General features: G+C 31.9%; 25 protein-coding genes. 13 read left to right on the plus strand and 12 right to left on the minus strand.

Annotated features, from left to right (window positions below; genetic code table 11):
* Positions 1-2 precede the first annotated feature (2 nt).
* The 3 genes from cheB (at position 3) to GM3708_RS03960 (ending at position 3,876) form a co-directional block, all read left to right on the plus strand.
* Positions 3-1,076, plus strand: a complete 1,074-nt coding sequence (cheB, locus tag GM3708_RS03950) for a chemotaxis-specific protein-glutamate methyltransferase CheB (protein WP_066344292.1) — start codon at positions 3-5, stop codon at positions 1,074-1,076.
* 90 nt (positions 1,077-1,166) lie between these two features.
* Entirely contained in the window at positions 1,167-2,681 is a 1,515-nt protein-coding gene (locus GM3708_RS17800) for a protein-glutamate O-methyltransferase CheR (RefSeq protein WP_071827576.1), read from the plus strand.
* 106 nt (positions 2,682-2,787) lie between these two features.
* The gene (locus GM3708_RS03960) at positions 2,788-3,876 is read left to right on the plus strand and encodes a chemotaxis protein CheW (protein WP_066344293.1); all 1,089 of its coding nucleotides are present in this window, start codon (positions 2,788-2,790) and stop codon (positions 3,874-3,876) included.
* A 28-nt stretch (positions 3,877-3,904) separates the two neighbouring features.
* Here GM3708_RS03960 and GM3708_RS03965 read toward each other — a convergent pair whose 3' ends face one another.
* From GM3708_RS03965 to GM3708_RS03975, 3 genes are all read right to left on the minus strand, one after another.
* Positions 3,905-5,659, minus strand: a complete 1,755-nt coding sequence (locus GM3708_RS03965; protein ID WP_066344294.1) for a protein kinase domain-containing protein — start codon at positions 5,657-5,659, stop codon at positions 3,905-3,907.
* A 151-nt stretch (positions 5,660-5,810) separates the two neighbouring features.
* The gene (locus GM3708_RS03970) at positions 5,811-6,809 is read right to left on the minus strand and encodes a DnaJ C-terminal domain-containing protein (protein ID WP_066344295.1); all 999 of its coding nucleotides are present in this window, start codon (positions 6,807-6,809) and stop codon (positions 5,811-5,813) included.
* A gap of 169 nt (positions 6,810-6,978) precedes the next feature.
* Positions 6,979-8,010, minus strand: a complete 1,032-nt coding sequence (locus GM3708_RS03975) for a rod shape-determining protein (RefSeq protein ID WP_066344297.1) — start codon at positions 8,008-8,010, stop codon at positions 6,979-6,981.
* A gap of 204 nt (positions 8,011-8,214) precedes the next feature.
* Here GM3708_RS03975 and GM3708_RS03980 point away from each other — a divergent pair, with 204 nt between their 5' ends.
* The 3 genes from GM3708_RS03980 (at position 8,215) to GM3708_RS03990 (ending at position 11,362) form a co-directional block, all read left to right on the plus strand.
* Positions 8,215-8,571: a single-stranded DNA-binding protein gene (locus GM3708_RS03980; protein WP_066344299.1), complete on the plus strand. Its 357-nt coding sequence runs from the start codon at positions 8,215-8,217 to the stop codon at positions 8,569-8,571.
* 205 nt (positions 8,572-8,776) lie between these two features.
* The gene (locus tag GM3708_RS03985) at positions 8,777-9,499 is read left to right on the plus strand and encodes a sugar transferase (protein WP_066344300.1); all 723 of its coding nucleotides are present in this window, start codon (positions 8,777-8,779) and stop codon (positions 9,497-9,499) included.
* Between the two features lie 117 nt (positions 9,500-9,616).
* Positions 9,617-11,362 carry an ABC transporter ATP-binding protein gene (locus GM3708_RS03990; protein WP_066344301.1) on the plus strand — a complete coding sequence of 582 codons (1,746 nt, stop codon included), beginning with the start codon at positions 9,617-9,619 and terminating at the stop codon, positions 11,360-11,362.
* A 37-nt stretch (positions 11,363-11,399) separates the two neighbouring features.
* On the opposite strand, the gene GM3708_RS03995 is transcribed toward GM3708_RS03990, so the two are convergent.
* The gene (locus GM3708_RS03995) at positions 11,400-11,597 is read right to left on the minus strand and encodes a DUF3285 domain-containing protein (protein WP_066344303.1); all 198 of its coding nucleotides are present in this window, start codon (positions 11,595-11,597) and stop codon (positions 11,400-11,402) included.
* Between the two features lie 267 nt (positions 11,598-11,864).
* Here GM3708_RS03995 and GM3708_RS19230 point away from each other — a divergent pair, with 267 nt between their 5' ends.
* The gene (locus GM3708_RS19230) at positions 11,865-12,011 is read left to right on the plus strand and encodes an ArsR family transcriptional regulator (RefSeq protein WP_231933145.1); all 147 of its coding nucleotides are present in this window, start codon (positions 11,865-11,867) and stop codon (positions 12,009-12,011) included.
* Positions 12,012-12,369: 358 nt separating this feature from the next.
* Positions 12,370-12,657: a hypothetical protein gene (locus GM3708_RS04000; RefSeq protein WP_066344304.1), complete on the plus strand. Its 288-nt coding sequence runs from the start codon at positions 12,370-12,372 to the stop codon at positions 12,655-12,657.
* Between the two features lie 34 nt (positions 12,658-12,691).
* Here GM3708_RS04000 and larB read toward each other — a convergent pair whose 3' ends face one another.
* Positions 12,692-13,453, minus strand: coding sequence for a nickel pincer cofactor biosynthesis protein LarB (gene larB / locus GM3708_RS04005; protein WP_066344306.1), 762 nt, complete (start codon positions 13,451-13,453; stop codon positions 12,692-12,694).
* Between the two features lie 245 nt (positions 13,454-13,698).
* On the opposite strand from larB, the gene GM3708_RS04010 reads away from it, so the two are divergent.
* Positions 13,699-15,882, plus strand: coding sequence for a hypothetical protein (locus GM3708_RS04010; protein WP_066344307.1), 2,184 nt, complete (start codon positions 13,699-13,701; stop codon positions 15,880-15,882).
* Positions 15,883-16,245: 363 nt separating this feature from the next.
* Positions 16,246-17,058, plus strand: a complete 813-nt coding sequence (locus GM3708_RS04015) for a DUF1350 family protein (protein ID WP_066344309.1) — start codon at positions 16,246-16,248, stop codon at positions 17,056-17,058.
* A gap of 120 nt (positions 17,059-17,178) precedes the next feature.
* Here GM3708_RS04015 and hslO read toward each other — a convergent pair whose 3' ends face one another.
* Positions 17,179-18,075: an Hsp33 family molecular chaperone HslO gene (hslO, locus tag GM3708_RS04020; RefSeq protein WP_066344311.1), complete on the minus strand. Its 897-nt coding sequence runs from the start codon at positions 18,073-18,075 to the stop codon at positions 17,179-17,181.
* Positions 18,076-18,254: 179 nt separating this feature from the next.
* On the opposite strand from hslO, the gene GM3708_RS04025 reads away from it, so the two are divergent.
* Positions 18,255-19,595, plus strand: coding sequence for a cytochrome c biogenesis protein (locus tag GM3708_RS04025; protein ID WP_066344313.1), 1,341 nt, complete (start codon positions 18,255-18,257; stop codon positions 19,593-19,595).
* 48 nt (positions 19,596-19,643) lie between these two features.
* Positions 19,644-19,982, plus strand: coding sequence for a rhodanese-like domain-containing protein (locus GM3708_RS04030; RefSeq protein WP_066344315.1), 339 nt, complete (start codon positions 19,644-19,646; stop codon positions 19,980-19,982).
* A 28-nt stretch (positions 19,983-20,010) separates the two neighbouring features.
* Here the strand turns inward: GM3708_RS04030 and lptC are convergent, their stop codons facing one another.
* The 5 genes from lptC to GM3708_RS04055 all read right to left on the minus strand — a co-directional run bounded on the left by lptC (position 20,011) and on the right by GM3708_RS04055 (position 24,064).
* Positions 20,011-21,150 carry an LPS export ABC transporter periplasmic protein LptC gene (gene lptC, locus GM3708_RS04035; RefSeq protein ID WP_231933066.1) on the minus strand — a complete coding sequence of 380 codons (1,140 nt, stop codon included), beginning with the start codon at positions 21,148-21,150 and terminating at the stop codon, positions 20,011-20,013.
* An 88-nt stretch (positions 21,151-21,238) separates the two neighbouring features.
* On the minus strand, positions 21,239-21,733 hold the full coding sequence (gene def / locus GM3708_RS04040) for a peptide deformylase (protein WP_173644991.1): 495 nt from the start codon (positions 21,731-21,733) through the stop codon (positions 21,239-21,241).
* A 53-nt stretch (positions 21,734-21,786) separates the two neighbouring features.
* Positions 21,787-22,239 (minus strand): hypothetical protein, encoded by a 453-nt coding sequence (locus GM3708_RS04045; RefSeq protein WP_066344320.1) that lies wholly within the window; start codon positions 22,237-22,239, stop codon positions 21,787-21,789.
* A gap of 108 nt (positions 22,240-22,347) precedes the next feature.
* Positions 22,348-22,908, minus strand: coding sequence for a protoporphyrinogen oxidase HemJ (gene hemJ / locus GM3708_RS04050; RefSeq protein WP_066344323.1), 561 nt, complete (start codon positions 22,906-22,908; stop codon positions 22,348-22,350).
* Positions 22,909-23,005: 97 nt separating this feature from the next.
* Entirely contained in the window at positions 23,006-24,064 is a 1,059-nt protein-coding gene (locus tag GM3708_RS04055) for a glycosyltransferase family 4 protein (RefSeq protein ID WP_066344325.1), read from the minus strand.
* A gap of 110 nt (positions 24,065-24,174) precedes the next feature.
* Between GM3708_RS04055 and gatC the strand changes: the two genes are divergently transcribed.
* On the plus strand, positions 24,175-24,462 hold the full coding sequence (gatC, locus tag GM3708_RS04060) for an Asp-tRNA(Asn)/Glu-tRNA(Gln) amidotransferase subunit GatC (RefSeq protein ID WP_066344327.1): 288 nt from the start codon (positions 24,175-24,177) through the stop codon (positions 24,460-24,462).
* Between the two features lie 91 nt (positions 24,463-24,553).
* Here the strand turns inward: gatC and GM3708_RS04065 are convergent, their stop codons facing one another.
* Positions 24,554-25,564 (minus strand): NAD-dependent epimerase, encoded by a 1,011-nt coding sequence (locus GM3708_RS04065; RefSeq protein WP_066344329.1) that lies wholly within the window; start codon positions 25,562-25,564, stop codon positions 24,554-24,556.
* Positions 25,565-25,609 lie beyond the last annotated feature (45 nt).

Genomic DNA, 25,609 nt, shown 5'->3' on the forward strand with positions numbered 1-25,609 from the left:
CAATGACAATCAAAGTGCTATTAGTCGAAGATTCACCAGTGGCTTCAACAATCTTCAAAAGAATGATTAATAGCGCTGATGATATGTCTGTAGTAGGCACAGCAAGAACAGGAATTGAGGCGTTGGAATTAATGCCTAAAGTTAAACCTGACGTTATTTGTACTGATTTAATGATGCCAAAAATGAACGGTTTAGAGTTAACACGGGCGATTATGAGTAGCACGCCAAAACCTATTTTAGTAATTAGTGCTTGTGTGCAGGATGAAGATAAAAATAATGTCTTTCAACTCCTTGATGCTGGTGCTGTAGATGTTTTTCCTAAACCTCGAAGCGGTAATATTGAAGATTATGAAATGATTACTCAAAAACTTCTGACCAGAATTAGGGTGTTATCTGGGGTAAAAGTTTTTACAAAACGTAGTCAAAATATTAGCCCCATTCTCACTAATAATGGTATTCCCGTAAAAATTAACCGTGATAATACTAATAACACTGTTTCTTCTACCTTTGTTAAAGGAATTAAAGTATTGGCGATCGCATCTTCTACTGGTGGTCCTCAAGCCTTTCAAGAAGTATTAAGTCAATTTCCAGCTAATTTTCCTGTCCCCGTATTATGTGTACAACATATTAGCACAGGATTTTTAGACGGATTCATCAACTGGTTAAAACAATACTGTCATTTATCAGTTGTGGTTGCACAAACGGGAGACTCACCCCGAAAAGGTTATATCTATTTTCCTCCCGAAAGACAACATTTACAATTAGATGCCCAAGGAAGATTTTACTGTGTTGAAGGTGTTGCCGTTGATGGTCATTGTCCTTCAGCTACCGTATTATTTCAAAATGTAGCTCGTTTTTATGGTTCTGCCAGTATTGGAGTTTTAATGACGGGAATGGGAAGAGATGGGGCTTTAGGGCTTTTAACTCTAAAACAAAAAGGAGCTTATACCATTGCTCAAGATGAGGCTACTAGCATTGTGTTTGGAATGCCTCAAGAAGCAATTCGGTTAGGTGCTAGTAAGATTGTGTTGCCTTTACCTGAAATTGCTCCCAAAATTATGGAAATCATTACTTAGTAAGCTCAGTTTTGTGGGAATAAGATAGTTAATTTTTATTTTTATTCCTTGTGATTTATTGATGATTATTTACTCCTAGAGGACTTAACAATGATTACGGAAACTATATCACCTTCTTTAAGGGAAGAATTTGTTGAATTAATAGCTAAACAGACGGGTATTGAAATCCGATCTCAAAATTATGGCTCTATGGGAGATAATATTTTAAGTCGAGTTCAAGAGTTAAAACTATCATCACCTCAAAATTACTATAATCTTTTAGTAAATTCTGAAGGAGAAGAAGAGTGGCAAAAATTTGTTTGTTTAACCACTAATAAAGAAAGCTATTTTTTTCGAGATAAGGGACAATTTTCTTTACTGCGCAACACTCTTTTACCTGAATTGATTCGTCGCAATCAACGCACAAAATCTTTAAAAATCTGTAGTGCTGGATGTTCTACAGGACAAGAACCTTATTCCATTGGAATTTTACTTAAAGAGTTAATTCCCGATTTATCTTCATGGAATATCACTATTTTAGGTATTGACATTAATAGGGAATCTCTTGCTCAAGGTAAAAAAGGATTTTATAATACATGGTCATTTCGGCAAGTGGAAGAGGATATAAAAGCTCGTTATTTCAAAAATTCCGCTGGTTATTATCAGCTTAATGAGGAGATTCGACAGTTAGTTAAATTTCACCAGGTTAACCTTGCAAGGGATATAATGCCCAGTTTTGACTCGAATTTGCATGATATGGACTTGATTATCTGTCGTAATGTTTTTATCTATTTTACCGAAAGTGCGATCGCCCATGTAATTGAAAAATTTTTTAATACTTTAAAGCCTAATGGATATTTAATGACTGGTCATGCCGAATTAAATAATAATCAGGTTAAAGCATTTCAAGCTAAACTTTTTACGGAATCAGTGGTTTATCAACGCCGTAGCGGACAATTTGCCCATGCACAACCTTCTCCTAGTCAATCTTTTAAACCTACATCTTTTAATTCAGAAAGCATAACACCAATACAAACACAAAATAAAATTGTTTCAACATCTATTAAACTGAGTCCATCGAAAAATGTCAAAAAATCAACAATAATCACAGAAAAGATCAAAAAAACATCGAATACTTATGAAATTTTATTGACAGAAGTTGAACAATTATTTAAAACGAAATCTTATAATTTAGCTCAAAAAAAATTAGAGCAAATATTGCAAGAATTTCCTAAGAATTTTGAAGGTACTTATTTAATGGCACAATTACAGGCGAATTTAGGTCAATATGAGTTAGCAAAAAAATGGTGTGATAAAGCAATTACTCTTAATAGTTTTAACCCTAATCCCTATCATATATTAGCGAATATTGCTGAGGAGCAAGGAAATTTAGAAAGTGCAAAAAAAGCTTTAAAACAAGTCATTTATCTTGAACCTAATGGAGTATCAGCTTACATTAATTTAGCTAATTTATATCAACAAGAAGGAGATTTGAAAAGAGCAAATAAAATGCAACAATCAGCACTAAAAATTTTACAAACATTACCTAAAAATACCTCAATTTTAGAATTAGGTAATATTTCTGTAGAAGATTTAACGATTCAATTACAACAATTATTATCATGATTAAATATATTTAAAAGCAAAACATAAGCAACTTTAAATATTAAGAATAATTTCACAATACTGTCATTATTATCAATTTAAAAACTATATTTTAGAGGACAAAACTATGAGTTATTATCTTACTTTTACTTACAATAATTTATTTTATGGCGTAACGGCTGAAACAGTACAAGAAGTATTTTTTCTTCCTGAATTAAAACCCATTCCTGAAGCTCCAAAAGAGATAATTGGGGCGGTTAATGTTAGGGGTAATATTACACCAATTATGGATCTTAATTTACGCTTTGGTTATGAGCAAATAGACTATAATCTCAATGATAGTATTGTCATTCTTCAATGGCAAGAATTAAGATTAGGTATTCTTACAAATCAAGTTCATGAAGTTAAATTTATTGATGAACAAACTATCACCAGTGAATTATCTTATGATAATAGTTGGGGAGAAATTCCCCAAGAAAAATTTATTAAAGGTGTAGTTGAAGATCAAGAAACATTATTATTATTGCTAAATGTACAAACCTTATTACGGTATCGTGAAGAACAAGAATTTTCTCTTGATTTAGATTTATTTGACTTACCAGAAGAACAAGAAAAATCAATAAATAGTGAAGAAATAGAAACTACAAAAGGGGATTTAATTCAGTTCAAAAAAACAATCTTTTTTCCTCAAGCAAATGATTATGAAAGAAAAATACTGCAAAAAAGAGCTAATAGTTTAAGAGACTCTATTCAATTAAAAGATTTTACTGGTTTTAAACCAATTTCTGTGTTTACTCTCAATCAAGAATATTTTGGTGTTGAATTATCTTTAGTGAAAGAATTTATTAAATTTAGCCAAATAACTCCTATTCCTTGTACTCCTAATTTTATTCTGGGTAATATTAATTTGAGAGGAGAAATTATTACTTTAATTGATATTAAAGGCTCATTTAATTTATCTAAATCAAGTCTAAAAAAAGAAAATCAAGCTGTTATTGTTAATGTTGAAGGAGTAATTGTTGGGCTTTTAGTTGATACTGTTAACGATATTTTTATGCTCAATCCTCAAAAGTTAATTTCCCCTGATAACCTAGATACTGAAATTAACAAACATTATTTATCTGGAGTAATTCCTTATCAAGAAAAAATGTTAGGATTAATTGATTTAACCGAAATTATTTTAGGAGGTAGTCTATTAATTGATGAAGCTGTATAAGCAGTCAAAATTAACTTGAACTATATAATTATTTTCTCTCTTCTATTACTTTAATAAAACTAGAATTAGTAATTTTTAAAGAGTTATCAAGTTTTTCTAACGTAAAATTTCTTTCTTCTTTTTGTTTTGAACCATCAGGATAAATATAAGTATTATTAGCAGTTAAAGTTACTGATTTTTCATCCTGACTTGTTATTTGTAAATTATCTACCGTTACTTGACTAAATTGAGCGAAAAAATTAGAATCTAACTGATTAGGATCAGCAAATATCCCCTTTGCTTGATCATATTGTTTTTGAGATACTAAATTATACAACTCTTGAACTTTGGCGATCGCCTCATTTCCATCAATAGAAGTAATTTCTTCCGTCACAGTCTCATTAACATTCGGATTATTCGTATCTGGATTGTTAGTGATAGGTTGAGATTGACTTTGAGCTTTTTCTTCAGCCTTTCTTCTCAATTCTTCAGCTTGTCTTCTCTCATTTTCTGCCTGTTGCCGTAATCTTTCGGCTTCTAAACGCTTATTAGCTTCTTCTTCTCGTTTTTTCTGTTCTTCAATCAGTCTAGCTTCAGTTTCTACTTTTTGTTGTTCAATCGTAGCTAATTCTTCTTGAGTTTGTTGAATATATTCCGTAAAAATAAAACCCGCAGATACAGCGACACCAGCTATAATGGCACTTAAAATTAAGGGAATCCAATTATTTTTACTCGTTTCTCTAATATTACTGTTTTCATACAAAGGCTGAGAAACAGGTTGAGGAGTATAACGGGATTTGGAGACAGGTTGAGGGGTATAACGGGGTTGAGGAGTATAACGGGGTTGAGAAACAGGTTGAGAAGAAAAAGACTCAGATTCAGGATAAAGTTGATCTCTAGTAATGGCAACGGTAGGAGATTCGATGCTGGTGTTAGAAGAAGAATTGATGGGAATATTTTTTCGTTGAGGAATTACCGCTACAGTATTAATGACACTTAAATATAAGTCTTGATACATCTGTTCGGCGGTAGTGTAGCGTTGACTTAAATCAATTTTAGTGGCTTTTTCTAGCACAGTTTGCAATAATGGATCTAAATTAGGAACGAAATCAGACCATTCTAATTGACCATTTAAGGAATTACTAGGAAATTCGATGGGGTATTTTCCTGTTAAACTATAGATCATCGTTAGACCTAAAGCAAACAAGTCACTACTATACATCGTTCTACCTGTACTTTGTTCTGGAGGCATAAATCCTCTAGTACCAACGATAACAGAGCTTACCATAGATCCTGAACCTAATTCTACCGTCCCCATTGTTTCTTTAACCGCACCAAAATCAATTAAAACAGGTTTATTGTCTCGATGACGAATAATGATATTTTCGGGTTTTATGTCTCGATGAATAATTTTTTTACTGTGAATGTATTGAAGAGTTTTCAGTAAAGATGATAGAATGGCATGACATTGAGAACAGTCAATCATGCCTAACTCTGCTAAACTTTTTCCTTCTATATATTCTTGAACAAGGTAAAATCGTTCATTATCGACAAAATAAGCATATAGAGTTGGGATTTCTGTACAATGTTGCCCTAAATCTTCTAATACTTGTGCTTCTTTATCGAATAAATCTTCAATAACATCTGCGGATACTCGATGGTTTGAGTTAATTGGTTTTAGACGTTTAATTACAATCAATCTTTGAGAAGGCATATGAGTGTCTCTAGCCAAAAAAGTTTCTCCAAAACCTCCTTGAGCTAAAGTATTAATAATTTGATAACGTCCAGCAATTAAAGATTCCATCTTAATAATTAACAATGAATAATGAATAATAAATAATGAACAAGTAAAAAATTATTTATTGAGTACCTATCTTAACGATTAACTATTAAATATAGCAGAGGTAAAAAAAACTAGAAGGGTTGCAAACACAATTCTTGACTGTGATTAGTTTTTAGAGTCGAACTTTACCTAAATGCAATCTAGGATTGTCTTTACTTATATCTCTGATTTTTTCATAAAATTCTTTTTCTTGAGTGGTGATATTACTGGGAGTGGCGATGGCAATTTTAACAAACAAATCACCATAATCACCCTTGGCACTACTCCAACCCTTACCTTTAAGTCTCAAAGATTGTCCATGACGAATACCTGAAGGAATTTTAATTTTCACTTCTCCTGCGGGAGTTGGTACATTAATTTCACCACCTAAAACCGCTTCATAAGGCGTAATTGGCACTTCACACACTAATTTATCATCTTCAAATTGAAAAAAATCATGAGGTTTTAACTCTACTTTAAGATAAAGATCACCTCTTTGTTTCGAGAGAGGGTTTAATTGTCCTTTTCCTTTTAACCTAATTTTAGTACCATTTTTAGCACCAGAAGGAATCTTAACATTCACGTTTTCTGCCCCTAAATTAAGCTGAGTTTCTACCCCATGATAGGCTTGACTATAACTAAGAGTAATATTTTTTTCTATATCACTCCCTTTGCTAGTTGTCGATGACGTTTTTGTGCCAAAACCAGTGTTTCCAGAAAACCCAGATGTGCTAGTACGACTACTACGAGAATTTGTATTACCAAATGATCGTCCTAATAAATCATTGATGAAATCATCAAAACTGCCATAGTTACCAAAATCAAAGTTATTGACACTGGCATTAGGATTTCTGGAAGTTGCATTTCCCCAAGGAGATTGCCCACTTGCTGATGATGCGGATTGCCAATATCGACCAAATTGATCATATTTTTTGCGCTTATCTGCATCCCCTAAGACTTCATAAGCCTCGCTAATTTCTTTAAATTTTTCTTCCGCCACTTTATTATCAGGATTTCTATCAGGATGATACTTAACAGCTAATTTACGAAAAGCTTTTTTTATCTCATCTCCTGTAGCATTTTTGCTAATTCCTAATACTGAATAATAATCTTTGTAATCGTTTGCACCCATATTTTTCTCTTATTTTTAAAAATTAAGCAGGTAATAATTATGATAATGATAAATTCTTAAAGGGCGAAGGGCGAAGGGTAATTAACAATTAACAATTATAATTTTCAAAAATCAATTGAAATAATGTTGAAGTCAATTCTCTTCTAGTCTTTTAGTCTCTTCGTCTTCTTTACTTTTTGCGACTTGCCCTTCCTAATCTTTCGTAATCTTTTAACACTTCTCCTGTACCATAAACTACGCATTTAAGAGGATTTGGAGCAATATGGGTGATAATTCCTGTTTCGTTAGCAATAAGACTATCTAAACCTTTAAGCAATGCACCGCCTCCAGCTAACATAATACCTCGATCAATTATATCTCCAGCTAATTCAGGGGGAGTTTGTTCAAGGATTTTTTTGATGGCATCAATGATATATTCAACGGTGTCGGCGATACATTCTCTAATTTCTTCGACGGTAATAGTAACTGTTTTAGGTAATCCTGAGACAATATTTAAACCCCTAATTTCCATGGTTTCTTGATCATCATCCGTCGGATAAGCCGAACCAATTTGCATTTTCACCTGTTCTGCGGTTCTTTCCCCTATAATTAAATTATAAGATCTTTTCAAATAACGTTTAATAGCATCGCTAACTTCATCTCCCGCTACCCTCACTGAGTCACTCAAAACGATACCTTGAAGGCTTAATACTGCTACTTCTGTTGTCCCCCCTCCAATATCCACGATCATATTACCTACTGGCTCATCTACAGGCAACCCTGCACCAATGGCGGCGGCTACTGGTTCGTCAATAAATTCTATATTATCGATCGCCCCTGATGTTTCCATGGCTTCTTCTACAGCTTTTCTTTCTACTTCAGTAATACCACTAGGTACACCTATAATAATACGAGAACGAGTTAAATTATTATTACCTCTAGCCTTTTTGATAAATTCTCTAAGCATCATTTCTGTTATTTTTACATCAGTAATAACACCGTCTTTTAAAGGGCGAATTGTTCTGACATTTTTTGGAGTACGTCCTAACATTTTTTGTGCATCTTTTCCCACGGCGATGGCTTCATTTTTATCATCATCAATGGCAATAATAGATGGTTCATCCACAACAATGTCTTTGCCGGGTATATAAATTAAAGTATTAGCTGTACCTAAATCTATGCCCATATCTTGTGATTCGGTGATACGATCAAATAAACCCATTTTTATATCCTCAATTTTTATATAAGTTTTGCTTCTAAAATTTAATAATGTACAAAGAATACTCTAGTATAATTTTTAAATTAAAAAAATCTAGCATAAAATCAACCATATATGAAGATGTATCGATAAATATAATGATTCTACTGTTAGATTCATTGGTCTTATGATAGAATATTTTTATTTAGTACATTTATACGCAAAACCATGAGCTTAAATATAGTACATTTAGTCGGTCGTGCTGGAATGAATCCAGAAATTCGTTATTTTGATTCAGGAAAAGTAAAATGTCGTATTACTCTTGCCGTTAATAGAGTTAGTAAAAAAGACGATCAACCTGATTGGTTTGAGTTAGAAATTTGGGGTAAAACAGCGGAAGTTGCAGCTAATTACGTGAAAAAAGGTAGTTTAATTGGTATTCAAGGAGCTTTAAAAATTGATACTTGGAGCGATCGCAATAGTGGAGATCAGCGTTCAAAACCAGTTATTAACGTTGATAAACTCGATTTATTAGGATCAAAAAAAGATAATGAAAATTATCAAAATAATGATGGGAACTTTTAGATAAAAACAGGCAATTTGTAGGGGTGAATTGATTTTACCCTACTAATTAGGAATATTCTTTGTCTATAAAATCAAAAAAGTTTTACAATACTAAACAATAACTTGATTAATTTTAATAGTTAGTTAAGAAAACAGGTCATAAACGTTGTTTAATAGAACAATTAAATGACTGTTAATTATTCATGGTGTGAAGTGAAGGAGAAAAATGACAGCAAATAGCCAACTTGTTTCCGTAAAGGTAATTCAGGGTTTGGCAAGACGAGGATTAATTAGTATATCTCGTCAGCCGAATCGGGAACAAATAAGAATTACAAAAGAATTTTATAAGCGCAGCTTTGATATTATTTTTTCAGCATCTGTTTTAGTTATATTTTCGCCCTTATATCTAATCTTAGGTGTTTTAGTGGCGTTTGCTTCTCCTGGACCGATTTTTTATCGGCAAGAAAGAGTTGGAAGAAATTTTAAAAGGTTTAAATGTATTAAATTTAGGACGATGGTAGTAAATGCCGATCAAGTTTTAGGAGAAATGTTGGCACGATGTCCGGAAAAACGTCAGGAATTTGAAGATAATTTTAAGCTCAAAGATGATCCCCGTATTACTTGGATTGGTAAGTTTTTGCGTTGGACAAGTTTAGATGAATTTCCCCAATTTTTCAATGTTTTAAAAGGTGATATGAGTGTAGTTGGACCTCGTCCTCTTGTTCCTGATGAATTACATAAGTATGGTAACAAAATGGATCGAGTTCTGACGATTAAGCCTGGTATTACTGGATTGTGGCAAGTTTCAGGGCGTAATGATATTCCTTACCCTCAAAGAGTCCTCATTGATGTTTATTACGTTAATCATCATAATTGGTTATTAGATATTTGGATTATAATAAAGACTATTGGAGTTGTTATTTTTCCGAAAAATAGCGGAGCATATTAGTAATTAATAATTAATAATTAATATAGCCAACTTAAATGATTTTTAAACTATCAAATAGTAGTAAATAATTATTATAACTCTGTCAATTCTATCTTCCTAAATTATCAAAAAATCCCCATGGCAAATTCTCGACTTAATAAATTAATATCTTATTTAAAACCTCATCAAGATAAGCTATATTGGGGAACTTCTGCTTTATTGGTAGTAAATATTATCGGGGTTTATATTCCTTGGTTAATTCGTGATATTTTTGATGATTTGCAAGATAATTTTGCTTATAAAACTCTTCTAGGCTATGTTGTTCTTCTGTTTGTTTTAGCTGGAATCATGTGGTGTATTCGGATGTTTTCCAGAGTCATTATTTTTGGCATTGGCAGACAGGTAGAATTTGATTTAAAACAACGTATTTTTGAACATTTATTAAAATTAGAACCAGCTTATTTTAATGTTAATACTTCAGGAGATTTAATTAATCGTGCTACCAGTGATGTCGATAATATTCGTCGTTTAGTAGGATTTGCTATTTTAAGTATAATTAATACTATATTTGCCTATGCTTTAACTTTACCAGCAATGCTTTTCATTAACGTCAGATTAAGTTTAATGGCTTTAGCTATTTATCCTTTAATGTTATTTACCGTACAATTATTTAGTGATAAATTAAGAGAAGAACAATTAGACGTACAAGAAAAATTATCCGATATTAGTGAATTGATTCAAGAAGATATGAGCGGTATTTCCTTGATTAAAATTTACGCTCAAGAAGACAACGAAAAAAAAGCTTTTGCAGAAAAAAATAAGCATTTATTAAAAGCTAATTTAAACTTAGCACAAACCAGAAATTTATTATTTCCTGTTATTGGTGGTATCGCTAATATTAGTTTATTGATTTTATTGTGGTTTGGTACTGCGGATATTGAAAAAGGTTTAATTACCGTGGGTGATTTTATCGCCTTAATTATTTATGTCGAAAGATTAGTTTTTCCCACTGCTTTACTAGGTTTTACCATTACTACTTATCAACGGGGTGAGGTTAGTATTGATCGTGTGGAGTCTATTACCCAAGTTGAATCCAAAATACAAAATAATCAAACTTCTGTCAACTTACCAGTGGAAAAAGTTAAGGGAGAAATCAAAGCTGTTAACCTTCATTTTACTTATCCAAATAATAATCATCCTGTCTTAGATAATCTCAATTTTACGATTAATTCTGGTGAAACTGTTGCTATTGTAGGTTCAATTGGTTCAGGAAAATCAACTCTTGCCAATTCGATTCCTCGTTTATTAGAAATTGAATCTGGACAATTATTTTTAGATGGTATTGATATTACTAATATTAATTTAACTGATTTACGTCAAGCCATCGCCTATGTACCTCAAGATAGTTTTCTATTCTCTACTACGATTAAAAATAACATTGCTTATAGTGATCCTGTTGGAGACATAATAGATGTAGAATATGCTGCTAAACAAGCACAAATTCACCCAGAAATTATTACTTTTCCTCAAAAATATGATACTTTGGTGGGAGAAAGGGGTATAAGTCTTTCTGGTGGACAAAGACAACGTAGCTCATTAGCAAGGGCTTTATTTGCCGATGCACCTATATTAATTTTAGATGATGCACTTTCTAGTGTTGATAATCAAACGGCAACTAAAATTTTAGAAAATCTTAAACAAGAGAAAGGAAAAACAGTGATTTTTATTACCCATCAATTATCGGCGGCACAAAATGCCGATCGTATTTTAGTGATGGAAGCAGGTAAAATTATTCAATCAGGTACTCATGAAGAGTTATTTTATCAAGAAGGATTATATAAATCTCTATGGCAACAACATCAATTAGAAGAAATTTTAAGTTAGTTGATTGAATCGTTAATGTTAATTGTTAATTTATATATTATCTAGTCAAATAGGAAATTCCCACCAAAAATCCTAATAATGCAAAAGTTGTTAGAAAAAAGTGCTTTAAAGATGTTCCTCTTTTTTTTACCATATTACGCATCGCTAATTTTACGTAACTGTCTTGAGGTTTAACATCAGATTTTAGATTCTCTAAGTCTTTAGTTCTTGTAGATTCAGGAGTAGAATTGGTCATAAATTTACTTTTAAGGACTATATTAAATGATAAGGACTAAATAACTAAAGGAATATATTTAGGGAGTTTTTTCCTCATTATATTAATTTATATTAATAATTAACCATCAAAATTTAACAATTAATAATTATTCTATAGCTCAAGAATGCTTAATAGAAAAAACATTCCCCAGTCGCATTAACTATAGATTTTTTTTAAGTATTATCAGAAACTAGTCAATTAAATATCATTTTTTGTTTAAGTATGGACTCCAAAAATAATACATAAATTCTTGAAGCAACACAATTAGGACAAGCTAATGTTTCACAACACTTGAAAATTTTAGCTCAAGTAGGAATTGTCACCCGTAATCACAAACGAATTAATGTTTATGATCAAGTAGCTAATCTTTTTACATTTCAATTATGTGATTGAGTTAGCAATGCTTTATCAATACAAATTTAGCAACAACATCAACAAATTGTACATTTTAAACTAATAAAACAACAATTAGAGCAGAATAATAAATCAAAATTTCCTAACAATTATTAACTATTTCTTCATCATTACTGAAGTTGATCTTAAACTCATAACTATCAAAAATAGAAGTAATTAAATAAATCTTACATTGGATGATTATATAAAAATAGATTTGATTGCTAATTAGGAAAATTGATGAATATAGAGAAGATTTATATCTAAAATTATGATTTATTTAGTATGATCTATTATTATAGATGTTAAAATCTAGGCAAAAAAGTAAAGTGTAACCAATATTACTAATTTAAAAATTATGAATGAATCTTATACAAATGGTACGGAAGAACAAACTCTCAATCGTGATGAAAGAGTCAAACAACTCAAAAATATGATTGACACTTTACATATTGCAGAAGATATTTCTAAAAATGGTTATTTAATTACTAGCTCAGAATTAGCAGATTTAATGGATATTAATGCTAGTGCCGTCACCAGTAGGGGTGAAGAATGGTCTTGGCGGAACTGGATTGTTTCTAGGGTAAGACGAGAGGGGAATCAAATTCTTTGGCAACTAGAAAGAGTAGAAAAAATTAATACTTAATAATTAATCATTAACAATTAACAATTAAATTGTCTTAAAATCGATTAGCTAACCTTAAAATTTGCCCAGCTAACATAGCGGCCCCAAAACCATTATCAATATTAACAACTCCGATACCTGTGGCACAAGAATTGAGCATCGTTAACAAGGCTGATAAACCACCAAAACTTGCACCATAACCTATACTTGTGGGTACAGCAATAATTGGACAACTGGCTAAACCAGCCACGACACTAGGTAATGCTCCTTCCATTCCTGCTACAACAATTAATACATCTGCTTCAGCAATTAAGTGACGATTACTCAATAATCGATGAATTCCTGCTACTCCAACATCCCATAATCTTTCTACCTCAAAACCAGATAACTCCGCTGTAATTGCCGATTCTTCCGCAATAGGCAAGTCAGCAGTACCTGCGGTAATAATAGAAATTTTTCCTTTATATTTGACTGAATTTTGCCCTATAGCCGCAATTTTTGCCATAGGATAGTATCGCAAATCATTAATATTTTCTTGTAATATCTCTGCTATTTCTGGTTCTAATCTTGTAGCCATCACAACAGAAGATTTTTCTCTCATGATGGTGATAATTTGGATCATCTGTTCAGTGGTTTTTCCTTGACTCCAAATCACTTCGGGAAATCCCGTACGTAGTTGTCGATGATGATCAATTTTGGCAAAATCTCCTATAGGTTCAAAATCTAGGTATTCTAATTTTTTGATACCTTCTTCTGGAGATATTTTTCCTTTGGCTATGGCTGATAATAGTTTTTCTAAAGATTGGCGATCACGCATTTATAAGTATTGGATATTGGATATTGGGTAATGGTTAATGAGTAAGAATTTAAAAAATTTTTTAGGAATTTTAAAAGATGTAGATTCAATGGGTTTTAGCTTATCAATTATTAATTATCAGTTATTAATCAAGTATTCATAATTACCTATTCAATACTAATTATATATTTATTTTAATAAATGACAAAAAAATGTAACAATGGGTTTAATAATTGCAGTAATTTAGAAAAGCGATCGCGAATAATATGACAAAAGCTCCATTTTATCAAGGAATTCAGTATTTTAATGAAGAATTACCCTATTTTAATGATTATGGTCAAGAAACAGCAATTTTAGAGGGAAAAACAGCTATATCTTCTCCCAGTGATAAAAAAGCAGTATATCAAACTCTTCTGGCGGCAGATGCCTTGCGTTATCTTACCCTTCATATTACTGCCAGTAAAGAATCAGGACATCCGGGAGGTTTTGCTAGTTGTGCTGAAGTTATCGCTTCTTTAGTCATGTTAGGGCATAAAAATTTAATTACCGAAGTTGGACACCACGCCCCTGGATTTTATAGTACTGTATTTATGGATAAATCCCTTGAAAAAATGGGAATTTATACTGTAGAAGATATGAGCAACCGTTTTCGGGAAATGCACGGTCTTTTAGGGCATTTATCAGGACAAATCCCCGGATTATTAAATCCTGCTGGACCTCTTGGGCAAGGACAACATTTTGCGATGGCTGGAGCGAAATTACACCCAAATACTTTATTTCCTGTTACTATCGGTGACGGTGGATTAGGTGAGCCTTATATCATGAGTAGTTTTGGGCATTTCAACACTGCTTATCCTGAATCTACGAACTTTTTACCGATTTTAGTGTGGAATGGTTATTCACAAGAGCATCATAGTATGGTATCCACAAAAACTAATGAGGAAATGATCGCCTATTGGCAGGGTAATGGTTTTAAAAAGGTAATTTTAGTTAACGCTAAAGACTTTGATGACGCTAATCAAGAAGGGGAATATGTCGATAGCACTAAATTTTCCTTTGAAAAACGCTTAGAATTTACTCAGGCTGTATTAGAAGCCACTGACAAAGCCGCACAATCGGCATTAGAAGGGACATTAACTGTTTTAATCATTAAACAACTAAAGGGTGCTGGAGTTCATAAAAGAGGTTCACAATCTCATAACCTTTACCCTGGCGACACTTTAAATAAAGATTATATCGTTTCAGCACTCCAAGAAAGAGCCTTAAGTAAACAAGCATGGGAATTAGTGCGTAGTAATTTTGTTCGTGCTAATGGTGGTTCAAATTCTGAAAAAGCCGTTACTGAATCAGTGTTACCCTTACCAGATTTAGGAAAATTACCTTTAACAGAATTTGCCGTTGGAGGTGATAAAAAAGTATCTACCACCGCTATGGGTGAATTAGTAGTTTATGTAGGCAAAAATGACCCTAATTTTGTCGTCACAAATGCTGATGGTAACGCCGCATCGGGAATCAATAATATTAACATTGGCTTAAAAATCGTTCATCCTACCACTGACGCTACTTATTTCCAACAACCTCAAGGGCAAGTATATGAGCCTTTAAGTGAAGATGCCTGTGCTGGTTTTGCCGTTGCCTTATCCTTGTTTGGATCTCGTAGTTTATGGTGTTCTTATGAGTCATTTGCCATCAATGGTTTACCTATCTGGCAAACTGTAACCCAAGCTATGGCAGAATTGAGACGGGAAACACCTTCTACTATAACCCTTTTCACCGCAGGAGCTTTAGAGCAAGGGCGTAACGGATGGACTCATCAACGTCCTGAAATCGAGAGTTATTTTGCCGCTATGATGCGTAATGGCAATATTTTCCCTCTTTTCCCCTGTGATGCTAATAGTACGCAAATTTGTTATGAATGGGCATTAGGCACTACTAATAAAGGTATTACTATCACCGTTAGTAAGTCTCCTTTACCAATTTTAACTACTTTTGAGCAAACCAGAGAAGCCCTTGAAAAAGGCGGTGTGATTTTACATGAGTCTGAAGGTAGCAAAAAAATTGTTTTTCCCGTCATCGGTGACATGACTTTAATTCCTGTTTTTGAAGCTGCGAAAATTTTGGAAGCAGAAGGCTATGGAGTGCGTATCGTATCCGTTATCAATCCTCGTCGTTTATATCGCCCTACTGATGTAGCTTGGGATAGTTGCACCGTTAAAGATGATAACTTCCTTGATAATGCTGGTTTTGATTTATTATTTGGAGGTGATGTGGTAATTGGTGTTACTGGTGGCACAAGTGCAATGTTAGAGCCTATTATGCTACGCAGTAATGTTAAACGAGACACTTTCGCATGGAAACGAGGGGAAACTACAGCTAGTGCAGGGGAATTAATGGCATTTAACGGTTTAACGGCGACGGCTCTAGCTTCCAGAGCAAAACAATTGGCTTAGTTATCTATTATTTTACCTCAGTTCGATATAAAATTATCGGTGAAGGTGAGACGAGGAGACTAGAAGAATAGGAGAGAATAGATTTAAAAGTATTAAAATTGATATTCTATAATTACTTATCAAATTTAATTCAGATGTTGAGTTATTTTGACAACAATCTTCCCCATCTCCAAGTCATCCCCCTCCTCTCTGTCTTGCTTCCATCAGTTTTCCTCTGTCGAACTCAGGTTATTCTAGTGTTGGGTTGAAGTTTCTTCCCTCAATCCATATAGTAATACTTCTATGCTTCTTTTCAAGACAAACTTTGAGGGTCCAAATATAGAGAATAAAAGTTATAATCAAAAAAATTAATTAGATATAAGTATGGAGTGGCAAGAATTTTCAGGCAGTTGGGTTTTAATTCCTCATAACCCTATAGGTATTGTTCATTTTTTAGGTGGTGCTTTTGTTGCTACCGCTCCACATCTCACCTACCGTTGGTTACTGGAAAATTTAGCGAAACAAGGACACATAGTCATTGCTACTTCTTTTCTTAATACTTTAGATCACAAAGCGATCGCTGTCAATGTTCAAAATCGGTTAGAAAATATCCTTTATCGTCTCGAATATAAGGAAGGAATAGAACTAAACTACTTACCTATTTACGGATTAGGTCATAGTATGGGTTGTAAATTACATTTATTAATAGGCAGTTTATTTGATATTGAAAGAGCAGGGAATATTTTTATTTCCTTTAATAACTATCCGTTAAAACAAGCAATTCCTTTTGTAGAAAATATCATTCCCTCCCTAAAAGATAACTTAAAAAATTATTTACAAATTGATAATAATTTAGAATTTGAATTTACCCCATGTCCAGAAGAAACCAAAATTATTATTAGAGAAAATTATCAAATTCGTCGTAATTTATTAGTTAGATTTAATAACGATACCATAGATCAAACCTTAATTTTAAAACCTATATTAACGGATTTATTCCCTAATATGACTTCAGCATTAACTTTGCAAGGTAATCATTTAACGCCTTTAGGGCAAGATATTGATTGGCAATTGGGAGATTTTTTTACCCCTATAGATACTATTGGAAAATGGTTGAAAGAAAATTTTTCAAGAGATTTATACAATTTACATCGAGAAATTTCCCGTTGGTTAAACCCTGTCATAATAAATAATTGATAAACGTTTCAAAAAAAAAAAAAATTCTTGTTTATAAATGATCAATGCTATCACTATTGCCTATTCCTTTTTGAAGCTACATTATTTGGGTGAATAGCATTCACCCCTACAAATATTTATTTAATTAACAGCTTGTAAATCTTGAATAAGTTCGTTTAAATGATCTACATTAGCTTGATAAGTTTCACCACAAAAATGACAAGTCGCTTCTGCACCGCCGTCTTTAACAATCATATCCTCTAATTCATCGACTCCAAGCATTTTTAACGCACCTAAAACCCTATCAAAAGAGCAACCACAATCAAATCTAACCATTTGTACTTCAGGGAAAATATTTAAACCGAAGTCTCCTAATAAATCAGTCAAAATATGAGATAGTGTTTTTCCTTGACGTAATAATGGAGTAAAACCTTTTAATTGATTGACACGAGATTCTAAAGTTGTGACTAAAGTAGGGTCTTCCGCAACCTTGGGTAATACTTGCAATAAAATTCCTCCAGAAGCCGTAACTCCTTCTTTACTGACAAACACCCCTACTAATAAAGCCGATGCCGTTTGCTCGGATGTCATCAAATAATTAGCAATATCGTCTCCCACTTCCCCTGAAATTAATTCTACAGTACTAGAATAATTATAACCATAGCCAACATCTCGAACTACATATAAATAACCATCTTTACCAACCGCACCACCGACATCTAATTTGCCCATCGCATTGGGGGGCAATTCTACGGTGGGATTTTGTACATAACCTCTAACAGTGCCATCTAATCCCGCATCTACCATAACAGTACCTAATGGACCGCCACCTTTAATGGTAATATTAACCCGTGAGTCTTCTTTTTTCATGCTTGATGCTAATAATAAACCTGATGACATCGCTCTACCTAAAGCGGCGGTGGCTACATAGGATAATTTATGTCTTTGCCTAGCTTCTTGTACTGCTTTAGTAGTAATAACTCCGACTGCTCTAATTCCTCCATCGGCGGCTGTTGCCCGAATCAATTGATCTGCCATAATATTCTTTATATTTCTCAACAAATATTTATTTAATTATCATCGATCTGTTGATGAATGATCAACGACAATAATTGACAATGGACAATCAACAATAGACAATAAACTTAGTTTATGTATCGTTGAGAATTTTTTAAACGATTTTTTTTAAATATTATTAACTATCAAATATTTATTTTATGAGTGTATCTAATTCAAGTAAAAATATATCTATTAATTATTCTATTAGTTGGTTTTTTAGGAAATTAATTACTACTATTGCGGATTTACGTTTAGCTATTATTTTATTATTAATCATTGCATTATTTAGTATTAGTGGCACTATTATTGAACAAAGTCAGCCCATTAATTATTATCAAGAAAACTATCCAGAAAGTCCTGCTTTGTTTGGGTTTTTAACATGGCAAGTATTATTAACTATGGGGTTAAATCATGTTTATACAACATGGTGGTATTTAAGCATTTTAGTTTTATTTGGTAGTAGTTTAATTGCTTGTACTTTTAGAAGACAATTACCAGCTTTAAAAGCCGCAAAAATATGGAGTTTTTATGATCAATCAAGACAGTTTAATAAACTAGCTTTAAGTGCAGAAGTTACTACGGAATCTTTGGATAAAATCAATTCTATTGTAGCAAAAAAAGGCTATAAAGTTTATCAAAACGATCATTCATTATATGCTCAAAAAGGTATAGCTGGAAGAATAGGTCCTATTATTGTTCATTTGGGAATGATTCTTGTTTTATTAGGGGCAATTTGGGGAGCATTTACAGGATTTTTTGCTCAAGAAATGATTGCTAGTGGTGAAACTTTTACTATTCAAAATTTTTTAGAAGCAGGTAAATTTACTAACTTAAATCATCCTCAATCTTTTGATATTAAAGTTAATAATTTTTGGATTAAATATACTCCTGACGGCTCAGTTGATCAATTTTATTCTGATTTATCTGTCGTTAATAAAACAGGAGAAGAATTAGAAAGAAAAACTATTTTTGTTAATGAACCTTTACGGTATAATGGTATTACTTTTTATCAAACTAATTGGAGTATTGCGGCAGTTAAAATTCAAGTCAATAACAGTCCTATTTTTCAGTTACCCATGGCAGAATTAACTAGTGAAAGAAAAGGGCGTATTTGGGGTACATGGATTCCTACAAAACCTGATTTAAGTGAAGGAATTTCTTTAGTTACAAAAGACTTGCAAGGTACTATGTTTCTTTATGATATGCAAGGACAATTAATTAGTGCAGTACGTCCAAATATGCCTGTAGAGGTTAATGGAGTTACTCTTAAAATATTAGATTTAATTGGTTCTACTGGTTTACAAATTAAATCTGATCCCGGTGTACCTTTAGTTTATCTTGGTTTTGCACTTTTAATGATTGGTGTGGTGATGAGTTATGTCTCTTTTTCTCAAATTTGGGCATTACAAGAAGGTGATCGTTATTTTATTGGTGGAAAAACTAATCGTGCTCAAGTTGCTTTTGAAAAAGAAATATATGATATTTTAGAAAATCTCTAATAATTAATAATTAACAATTATTTACTATTTATTATTAATCAAAAAAAGATGAGTATTAATGTTATCAGTGTGGAAGAATTAGCAGTTATTTTAAGTGAAGAAAATCCAGAAATACAACTGATTGATGTCAGAGAAGAAAAAGAAGCAGAAATTGCTTTTTTATCTCAATTTAAACTATTACCTTTAAGTCAATATGAACAATGGCAAAGTCAAATTAAAACCATATTCAATCCAGATTTAGAAACAATCGTGATTTGTCATCATGGTATTCGATCAGCTAATATGTGTCAATGGTTGATTAGTCAAGGATTTTCTAAAGTAAAAAATGTATCGGGCGGAATTGATGCTTATGCAATATATATTGACTCTTCTATTGCTCGTTATTAATATTGAATAATATAAAAAGAAATTTATCTTATTGTTCTTTAGGATAAATTAAGGTAGTAACAGGATTTTCTTGGTTTCCTTCCACTTTCATACTTTTATCTTGTAACTTACCAATAGCTTTAATTCCTTTCAAATTAAAGTCTGGATTTATTTGTTTATAATAAACATTGCCCTCGGCATTTATTTCTTTATTATCTAAATTCCAGACTAAATTATCCGCATAAATTTCTACTTCATTTTTTACCGCTTGTCCATAAATTCCTTCATGTAAATAAACTTGATTTTCCTCTAAATTAAATTTAACAATATTTGCTGTTAAAGTCACATCATCTTCTGGTTGAAATAACCTTGTTGCTTGATTAGATTCCATTGTGCGATCGCCATAATTCCAAATAATTCTGGTAGTTGCGCCTTGTAAAGGAGGTTTTAAAGATTGATACTCAATATTTCCATTGAGAATAGCAATATTAGTATTCAAATCCACTTCTACTTGATTAGTTTTGAGTTTATCAGTAACGAATTTATCTTCATAACGTACCATTTCTAATAAATTATTGCCAATAATTTTATTTTCTGGTATTTTCCAATATAAATGCTCAGTTTTAAGTTGTAACGGTGGATTTTTAGTATTAGCAATAATATTTTTAGATAATTCTACAATTTGATCTTTAGTATTATATTTCGCTTCTTTTGCACTAGCTATTAACTTAGTATGATTAGCTTTTATTCCTTTATCTCCAGCCATTATCATAAAATGTTCTTCAGGTTTCCACATCAACTCTTGCCCTTTAAATTCAGCTTTATTTCTAGTATCAAAAGCGATAATTTCGCCTGATAAATAAATCTCTTTTCCATCATTTTTTATCTCTCCTTTTTTCGCACTTACTTGTAAGATAATTTTACCCTTATCAAATAAATTACCTGTTAAATTTTCTAAAATAGCACTTTTTTTATCTTGGGTATAAGTCGCTTTTTTCGTACTTAAACGCCATAAAATTTGACCATCAGAATTTGATTGTTCTAAAGTTGCATTATATAAGACTAAACCTTGTTCTATTTCCCTTTTAAAATTAGAATTTTCTGTTTTTTCTGAAGGCTTATTTCCTTGACAACTAATCAATAAAAAACATAAAAAAATCACAGAAATTTTATTTTTAAATAACATCATTCAATAACTTACAGTTAAAATAATTGGTCAATTAGCAATAGGAAATAAATCAAAGTTTTACTTAATTGTTAGTAAAAATAGAGAATTATTATTGATTATTAATGATAAACTCATCTTGTAAATGATCTACAAAAAGAATGCCGTTAAGATGATCTAATTCATGTTGAATAATTCTAGCAATAAAATTATGATATTCTTGTCGTTGAACATTACCATCACGGGTGATATATTCTACCACAATATTTTGATAGCGAGGAATCTCACCCCGTTTTTCTTTAACACTAAGACAACCTTCTGATGCTATGACAATTTCTTGGGAATGGCTAATAATACGTGGATTAATCATCGCCATAGGTGACATAAAAGGGGCATCAGGATAACGAATATTAGGATGAGAAGCAACGACAATAACTCGACTAGATATACCAATTTGAGGTGCAGCGATGCCGACTCCATGAGATTGTTGTGTGATGAGAATTAATTCGTCAATAAGAGTCTGTATTTTTGCACTATGAATTGCTGTGACTTCGGTAGCTATTTTTCTTAAAATAGGATTCCCCATTTGCAATATTTCAGTACTCATATTGATAATTTTTAATAAAATTTATTATTATTTATTTCTGTTCAAAAACTGATTTAAAAAACAAAAATAGCACCTGTTTTTTGTAAATTAAAAGTACGATTTCCTTGACTAATGCTATCTATTTGGGTAACTCTCAACTCAATCGTGTTATCTGAAGTAACGTTAACTGAATACTTGAGATTGATTCTGGAAGCGTCAGGATTTTTTATATCTGGATAGATAACGATATAAGAAGGGGGTTGAAAATTTTTGAGGGTTTCGGTAGCATCTATAGGAATTGATGAAGGCTCTAATGTGGAATCTGTCAAGGCATAATCTAATGAGATACCACTATCATTGATAATTTTTAGAGTGATTGGTTTAGTTATATCGACTCTAGCAATTGGTTGCCAAAATCCGGGTTGAAAAGTTTCAGCAGGTGGGTTTTGAGCTTGAACAATAGTTGGCATAATAGTTAAATTAGCGGTGGCTAAAATTAAAGAAGAGATAACAAAAGACTTAAACATAATTTAATAACTGTTCATTTAATACGTTGTCATTCTAGCTCAAAATTTATTTTTTGAAAGGAAAAAAAAGAAGTTGGTTTATAGTTATTAATTGTTAATTATTAATTATTAATTATTAAAATTTAGTTTTTCTTCATTTTGACGACGTTTTTTTGCATATAGTTGAATACTTACTGCCATTAAAATCACTAAGCCTACAATTAACCAAGTAGTAATATCTAAAGGTAAACTATTTTTAAAGACGGCTAATAGCACGATAACTAATAATAAGATAGTAGGGGCTTCATTTAAGGCTCGGAATTTTTGTCCACTCCACGAATTTTCACCTTTTTCTAGTTGTTTGATGATTCTGCCACACCAAAAATGATAAATCAACAACAAGCCTACAAATAAAAATTTGATATGTAACCATCCAGATTTTAACACTTCTGGCTCAGTACTTATTAATCCGACTGCCATTGATACGGTGACAATCATCCCCGGAGTAGTAATAATGTTATACAGACGTTTTTCCATCAACTCATATTGTTGTTTTAAAATACTTTGTGCTGGTTCTGGTTTTTCATATGCTTCAGCATGATAAACAAATAATCTCACTAGATAAAATAATCCTGCAAACCAAACCACAATACCGATAAGGTGAAATGCTTTATACCAAAAATAAGCCATAGTTTTATCTTAATTTTTATCAAATAATTAGTAATGAATCATCAATTATCAACTATCAATTATCAACTATCAACTGTCAACTACTAATAATTAATTATTAATTATTTACTATCGTTTTTAACCAATTTTCAAAATTATTACCCCATGCTGTTAAGGAGTAAATTTCTTCCGCACATTGCTTACAATCATAACGGTTAATTTCAGGGATGCGATGAATAGCCCCAACTAATCCATCAATACTATCAGGAGTCACTAAAAAACCTGTCTTACCATCAATGATAATTTCGGCAGGACCTCCTCTAGCATAACTAATAACAGGAACACCACAAGCTAAGGCTTCAATGGCAACGTTACCAAAAGCTTCTATCCAACGAGGTGTCATTAATAAAGCTTGACAATTACCTAATTCTTTTTGTAAATCAATGGTAGATAAAAAACCTTTATATTCTATCGGTGCTTTAGGATATTCTTGAAGAATATTTTGCCAATAGTTTTCGTCTTGAATTTTACCGAAAATTAGTAAAGGTATTTGAGTTATTTCTGAGGCTTTAACGGCATCTTCTAAAGCTTTTTCGGGTGCAATTCTACCTAACCATGCTAATTTTTTCTCAGCTTTTTCTTTAAATTGGTATAACGATAAATCAATGCCACTGCCCAAAATTTGACAAAATTGGGCAAACGGAAAAGTATTTGCTTGAGATTGGGTATAAACGGCAACGTTTTGTGGATATTTTCGGGCAATTTTTTCCATAATTTGATCTAAACTATCAGATAACGAGCCCATACTAATAAAGTGAGCGATAGCAGTTTTAAAAAAAGGAGTAAGATAAAAAGGTAGCCAATCAAAAGCAAAGTTGACTAAAACGTCATAATCTGATTGTATTTGTCGAGCATATTCCCACATATTTGCCAACACCGAATTTTTAGGCATCGTTATGGGAATATCACGGGTTTGAGTTTGGGCTGGAATATGTAAATTACCTTCTATCTCAATTATGTTAGCATGGCTAATTTTTGAGCCTTTAGGTGCAATTACTTTAACGATATGATTACGTCGTTGCATTTCTTGAATCAGATTATAGATAGTTAATTCTACACCACCCCCAATACCTGAACTTAAAGCACCTACAGAAGTAGATAAAATTAAAATTTTCATTGTAATAATAAAAGATAATATAAATCAATCATAAACTTGTTATATAACCCAAGCAAGAATGAATGACTTTGTTATATTAAAATGAAATAAAGCCATCAAATAACAAAAATATGAGTCTTAGTAAAGAAGAAGTTAAAAAAGTTGCTAATCTGGCACGATTAGAAATTAATTCTGCAGAAGAAGGAGAATTTGGTACACAATTAAATGCTATTTTCGATTATTTTGAACAACTCAAAGAGCTAGATACAGAAAATGTCTTGCCCACTACCAGAGCTATTGATGTTAGTAATATCACTAGAAAAGATGAGCAAATTACTTATAATGATCGAGAAGGTTTATTGAATAGTGCACCCGAAAGAGAAGAAGATTTTTTCCGAGTGCCTAAAATTTTAGCTTAAAATATTTCAGAGGCGAATTGTATTATCTTAAAATATAATATTCGCCCTAAAAATAATATTTCTATCTAAAATAAATATCAAAATTTAATCGTTAAATTCTATAATAATCTTGATACCAATTAACAAATTTTTGAATCCCCACTTCAATAGGTGTACTAGGTTTAAAACCTACATCTCTAATTAAATCATCTACATCAGCATAGGTAACAGGAACGTCACCCGGTTGTATTGGTAATAAATTCTTTTCTGCTTTGATTCCCAAGCAATCTTCAATAGTTTCAATAAATTTAAGTAACTCTACTGGTTGATTATTGCCAATATTATAAATCTTATAAGGAGCATTATGAATACTCAGATCTGAATGTGTATCTGATTTGATAACATCAATAGTGTTAGGAATGTTATTTATAACCCTTACCACCCCCTCTACAATATCATCAATATAAGTAAAATCCCGTTGCATTTTGCCATAGTTAAATACTTTTATGGGTTTTTTATCCAAAATTGCTTTTGTGAACAAAAAATAAGCCATATCAGGTCTTCCCCAAGGACCATACACCGTAAAAAAACGTAAACCTGTACAGGGTAAATTATATAAGTGACTGTAAGTATAAGCCATTAATTCATTAGCTTTTTTTGTGGCGGCATAAAGACTTACGGGATAATCAACATTATCAGAGGTAGAAAAAGGTATTTTTGTATTAAAGCCATAAACAGAGCTTGAAGAAGCAAAAACTAAATGTTTAATATTGTAATGGCGACAACACTCTAAAATATTAACAAAACCGACAAGGTTACTATCAACATAGGCATGAGGATTTTCTAATGAATATCTAACCCCAGCTTGAGCGGCAAGATTGACAACTATATCAAAATTATTTTCAGCAAAAAGTTGTTCAAGATTACTTCTCTGGACTAAATCTAATTTATGAAATGTAAAATTTTTTTCTTCTTTAATTTCATTTAATCTAGCTATTTTTAAAGATACATCATAATAGTCATTAATGTTATCTAAACCAATAACTTCATAGCCTAGAGATAAGAGTTTTTTACTTAAATAAAACCCAACAAATCCTACAGCACCAGTTACTAATATTCTCATTTTTTATATTATTAATAGTCCACTTTAAATTTTAATTTATAAATT

The organism is Geminocystis sp. NIES-3708 (assembly GCF_001548095.1).
In the GTDB taxonomy this organism is placed as follows: domain Bacteria; phylum Cyanobacteriota; class Cyanobacteriia; order Cyanobacteriales; family Cyanobacteriaceae; genus Geminocystis.

Coding starts and splice junctions, on each gene's coding strand:
- cheB (WP_066344292.1), top strand. CDS start 3: ATGACAATCAAAGTGCTATTAGTCGAAGATTCACCAGTGGCTTCAACA.
- GM3708_RS17800 (WP_071827576.1), top strand. CDS start 1,167: ATGATTACGGAAACTATATCACCTTCTTTAAGGGAAGAATTTGTTGAA.
- GM3708_RS03960 (WP_066344293.1), top strand. CDS start 2,788: ATGAGTTATTATCTTACTTTTACTTACAATAATTTATTTTATGGCGTA.
- GM3708_RS03965 (WP_066344294.1), bottom strand. CDS start 5,659: ATGGAATCTTTAATTGCTGGACGTTATCAAATTATTAATACTTTAGCT.
- GM3708_RS03970 (WP_066344295.1), bottom strand. CDS start 6,809: ATGGGTGCAAACGATTACAAAGATTATTATTCAGTATTAGGAATTAGC.
- GM3708_RS03975 (WP_066344297.1), bottom strand. CDS start 8,010: ATGGGTTTATTTGATCGTATCACCGAATCACAAGATATGGGCATAGAT.
- GM3708_RS03980 (WP_066344299.1), top strand. CDS start 8,215: ATGAGCTTAAATATAGTACATTTAGTCGGTCGTGCTGGAATGAATCCA.
- GM3708_RS03985 (WP_066344300.1), top strand. CDS start 8,777: ATGACAGCAAATAGCCAACTTGTTTCCGTAAAGGTAATTCAGGGTTTG.
- GM3708_RS03990 (WP_066344301.1), top strand. CDS start 9,617: ATGGCAAATTCTCGACTTAATAAATTAATATCTTATTTAAAACCTCAT.
- GM3708_RS03995 (WP_066344303.1), bottom strand. CDS start 11,597: ATGACCAATTCTACTCCTGAATCTACAAGAACTAAAGACTTAGAGAAT.
- GM3708_RS04000 (WP_066344304.1), top strand. CDS start 12,370: ATGAATGAATCTTATACAAATGGTACGGAAGAACAAACTCTCAATCGT.
- larB (WP_066344306.1), bottom strand. CDS start 13,453: ATGCGTGATCGCCAATCTTTAGAAAAACTATTATCAGCCATAGCCAAA.
- GM3708_RS04010 (WP_066344307.1), top strand. CDS start 13,699: ATGACAAAAGCTCCATTTTATCAAGGAATTCAGTATTTTAATGAAGAA.
- GM3708_RS04015 (WP_066344309.1), top strand. CDS start 16,246: ATGGAGTGGCAAGAATTTTCAGGCAGTTGGGTTTTAATTCCTCATAAC.
- hslO (WP_066344311.1), bottom strand. CDS start 18,075: ATGGCAGATCAATTGATTCGGGCAACAGCCGCCGATGGAGGAATTAGA.
- GM3708_RS04025 (WP_066344313.1), top strand. CDS start 18,255: ATGAGTGTATCTAATTCAAGTAAAAATATATCTATTAATTATTCTATT.
- GM3708_RS04030 (WP_066344315.1), top strand. CDS start 19,644: ATGAGTATTAATGTTATCAGTGTGGAAGAATTAGCAGTTATTTTAAGT.
- lptC (WP_231933066.1), bottom strand. CDS start 21,150: ATGATGTTATTTAAAAATAAAATTTCTGTGATTTTTTTATGTTTTTTA.
- def (WP_173644991.1), bottom strand. CDS start 21,733: ATGAGTACTGAAATATTGCAAATGGGGAATCCTATTTTAAGAAAAATA.
- GM3708_RS04045 (WP_066344320.1), bottom strand. CDS start 22,239: ATGTTTAAGTCTTTTGTTATCTCTTCTTTAATTTTAGCCACCGCTAAT.
- hemJ (WP_066344323.1), bottom strand. CDS start 22,908: ATGGCTTATTTTTGGTATAAAGCATTTCACCTTATCGGTATTGTGGTT.
- GM3708_RS04055 (WP_066344325.1), bottom strand. CDS start 24,064: ATGAAAATTTTAATTTTATCTACTTCTGTAGGTGCTTTAAGTTCAGGT.
- gatC (WP_066344327.1), top strand. CDS start 24,175: ATGAGTCTTAGTAAAGAAGAAGTTAAAAAAGTTGCTAATCTGGCACGA.
- GM3708_RS04065 (WP_066344329.1), bottom strand. CDS start 25,564: ATGAGAATATTAGTAACTGGTGCTGTAGGATTTGTTGGGTTTTATTTA.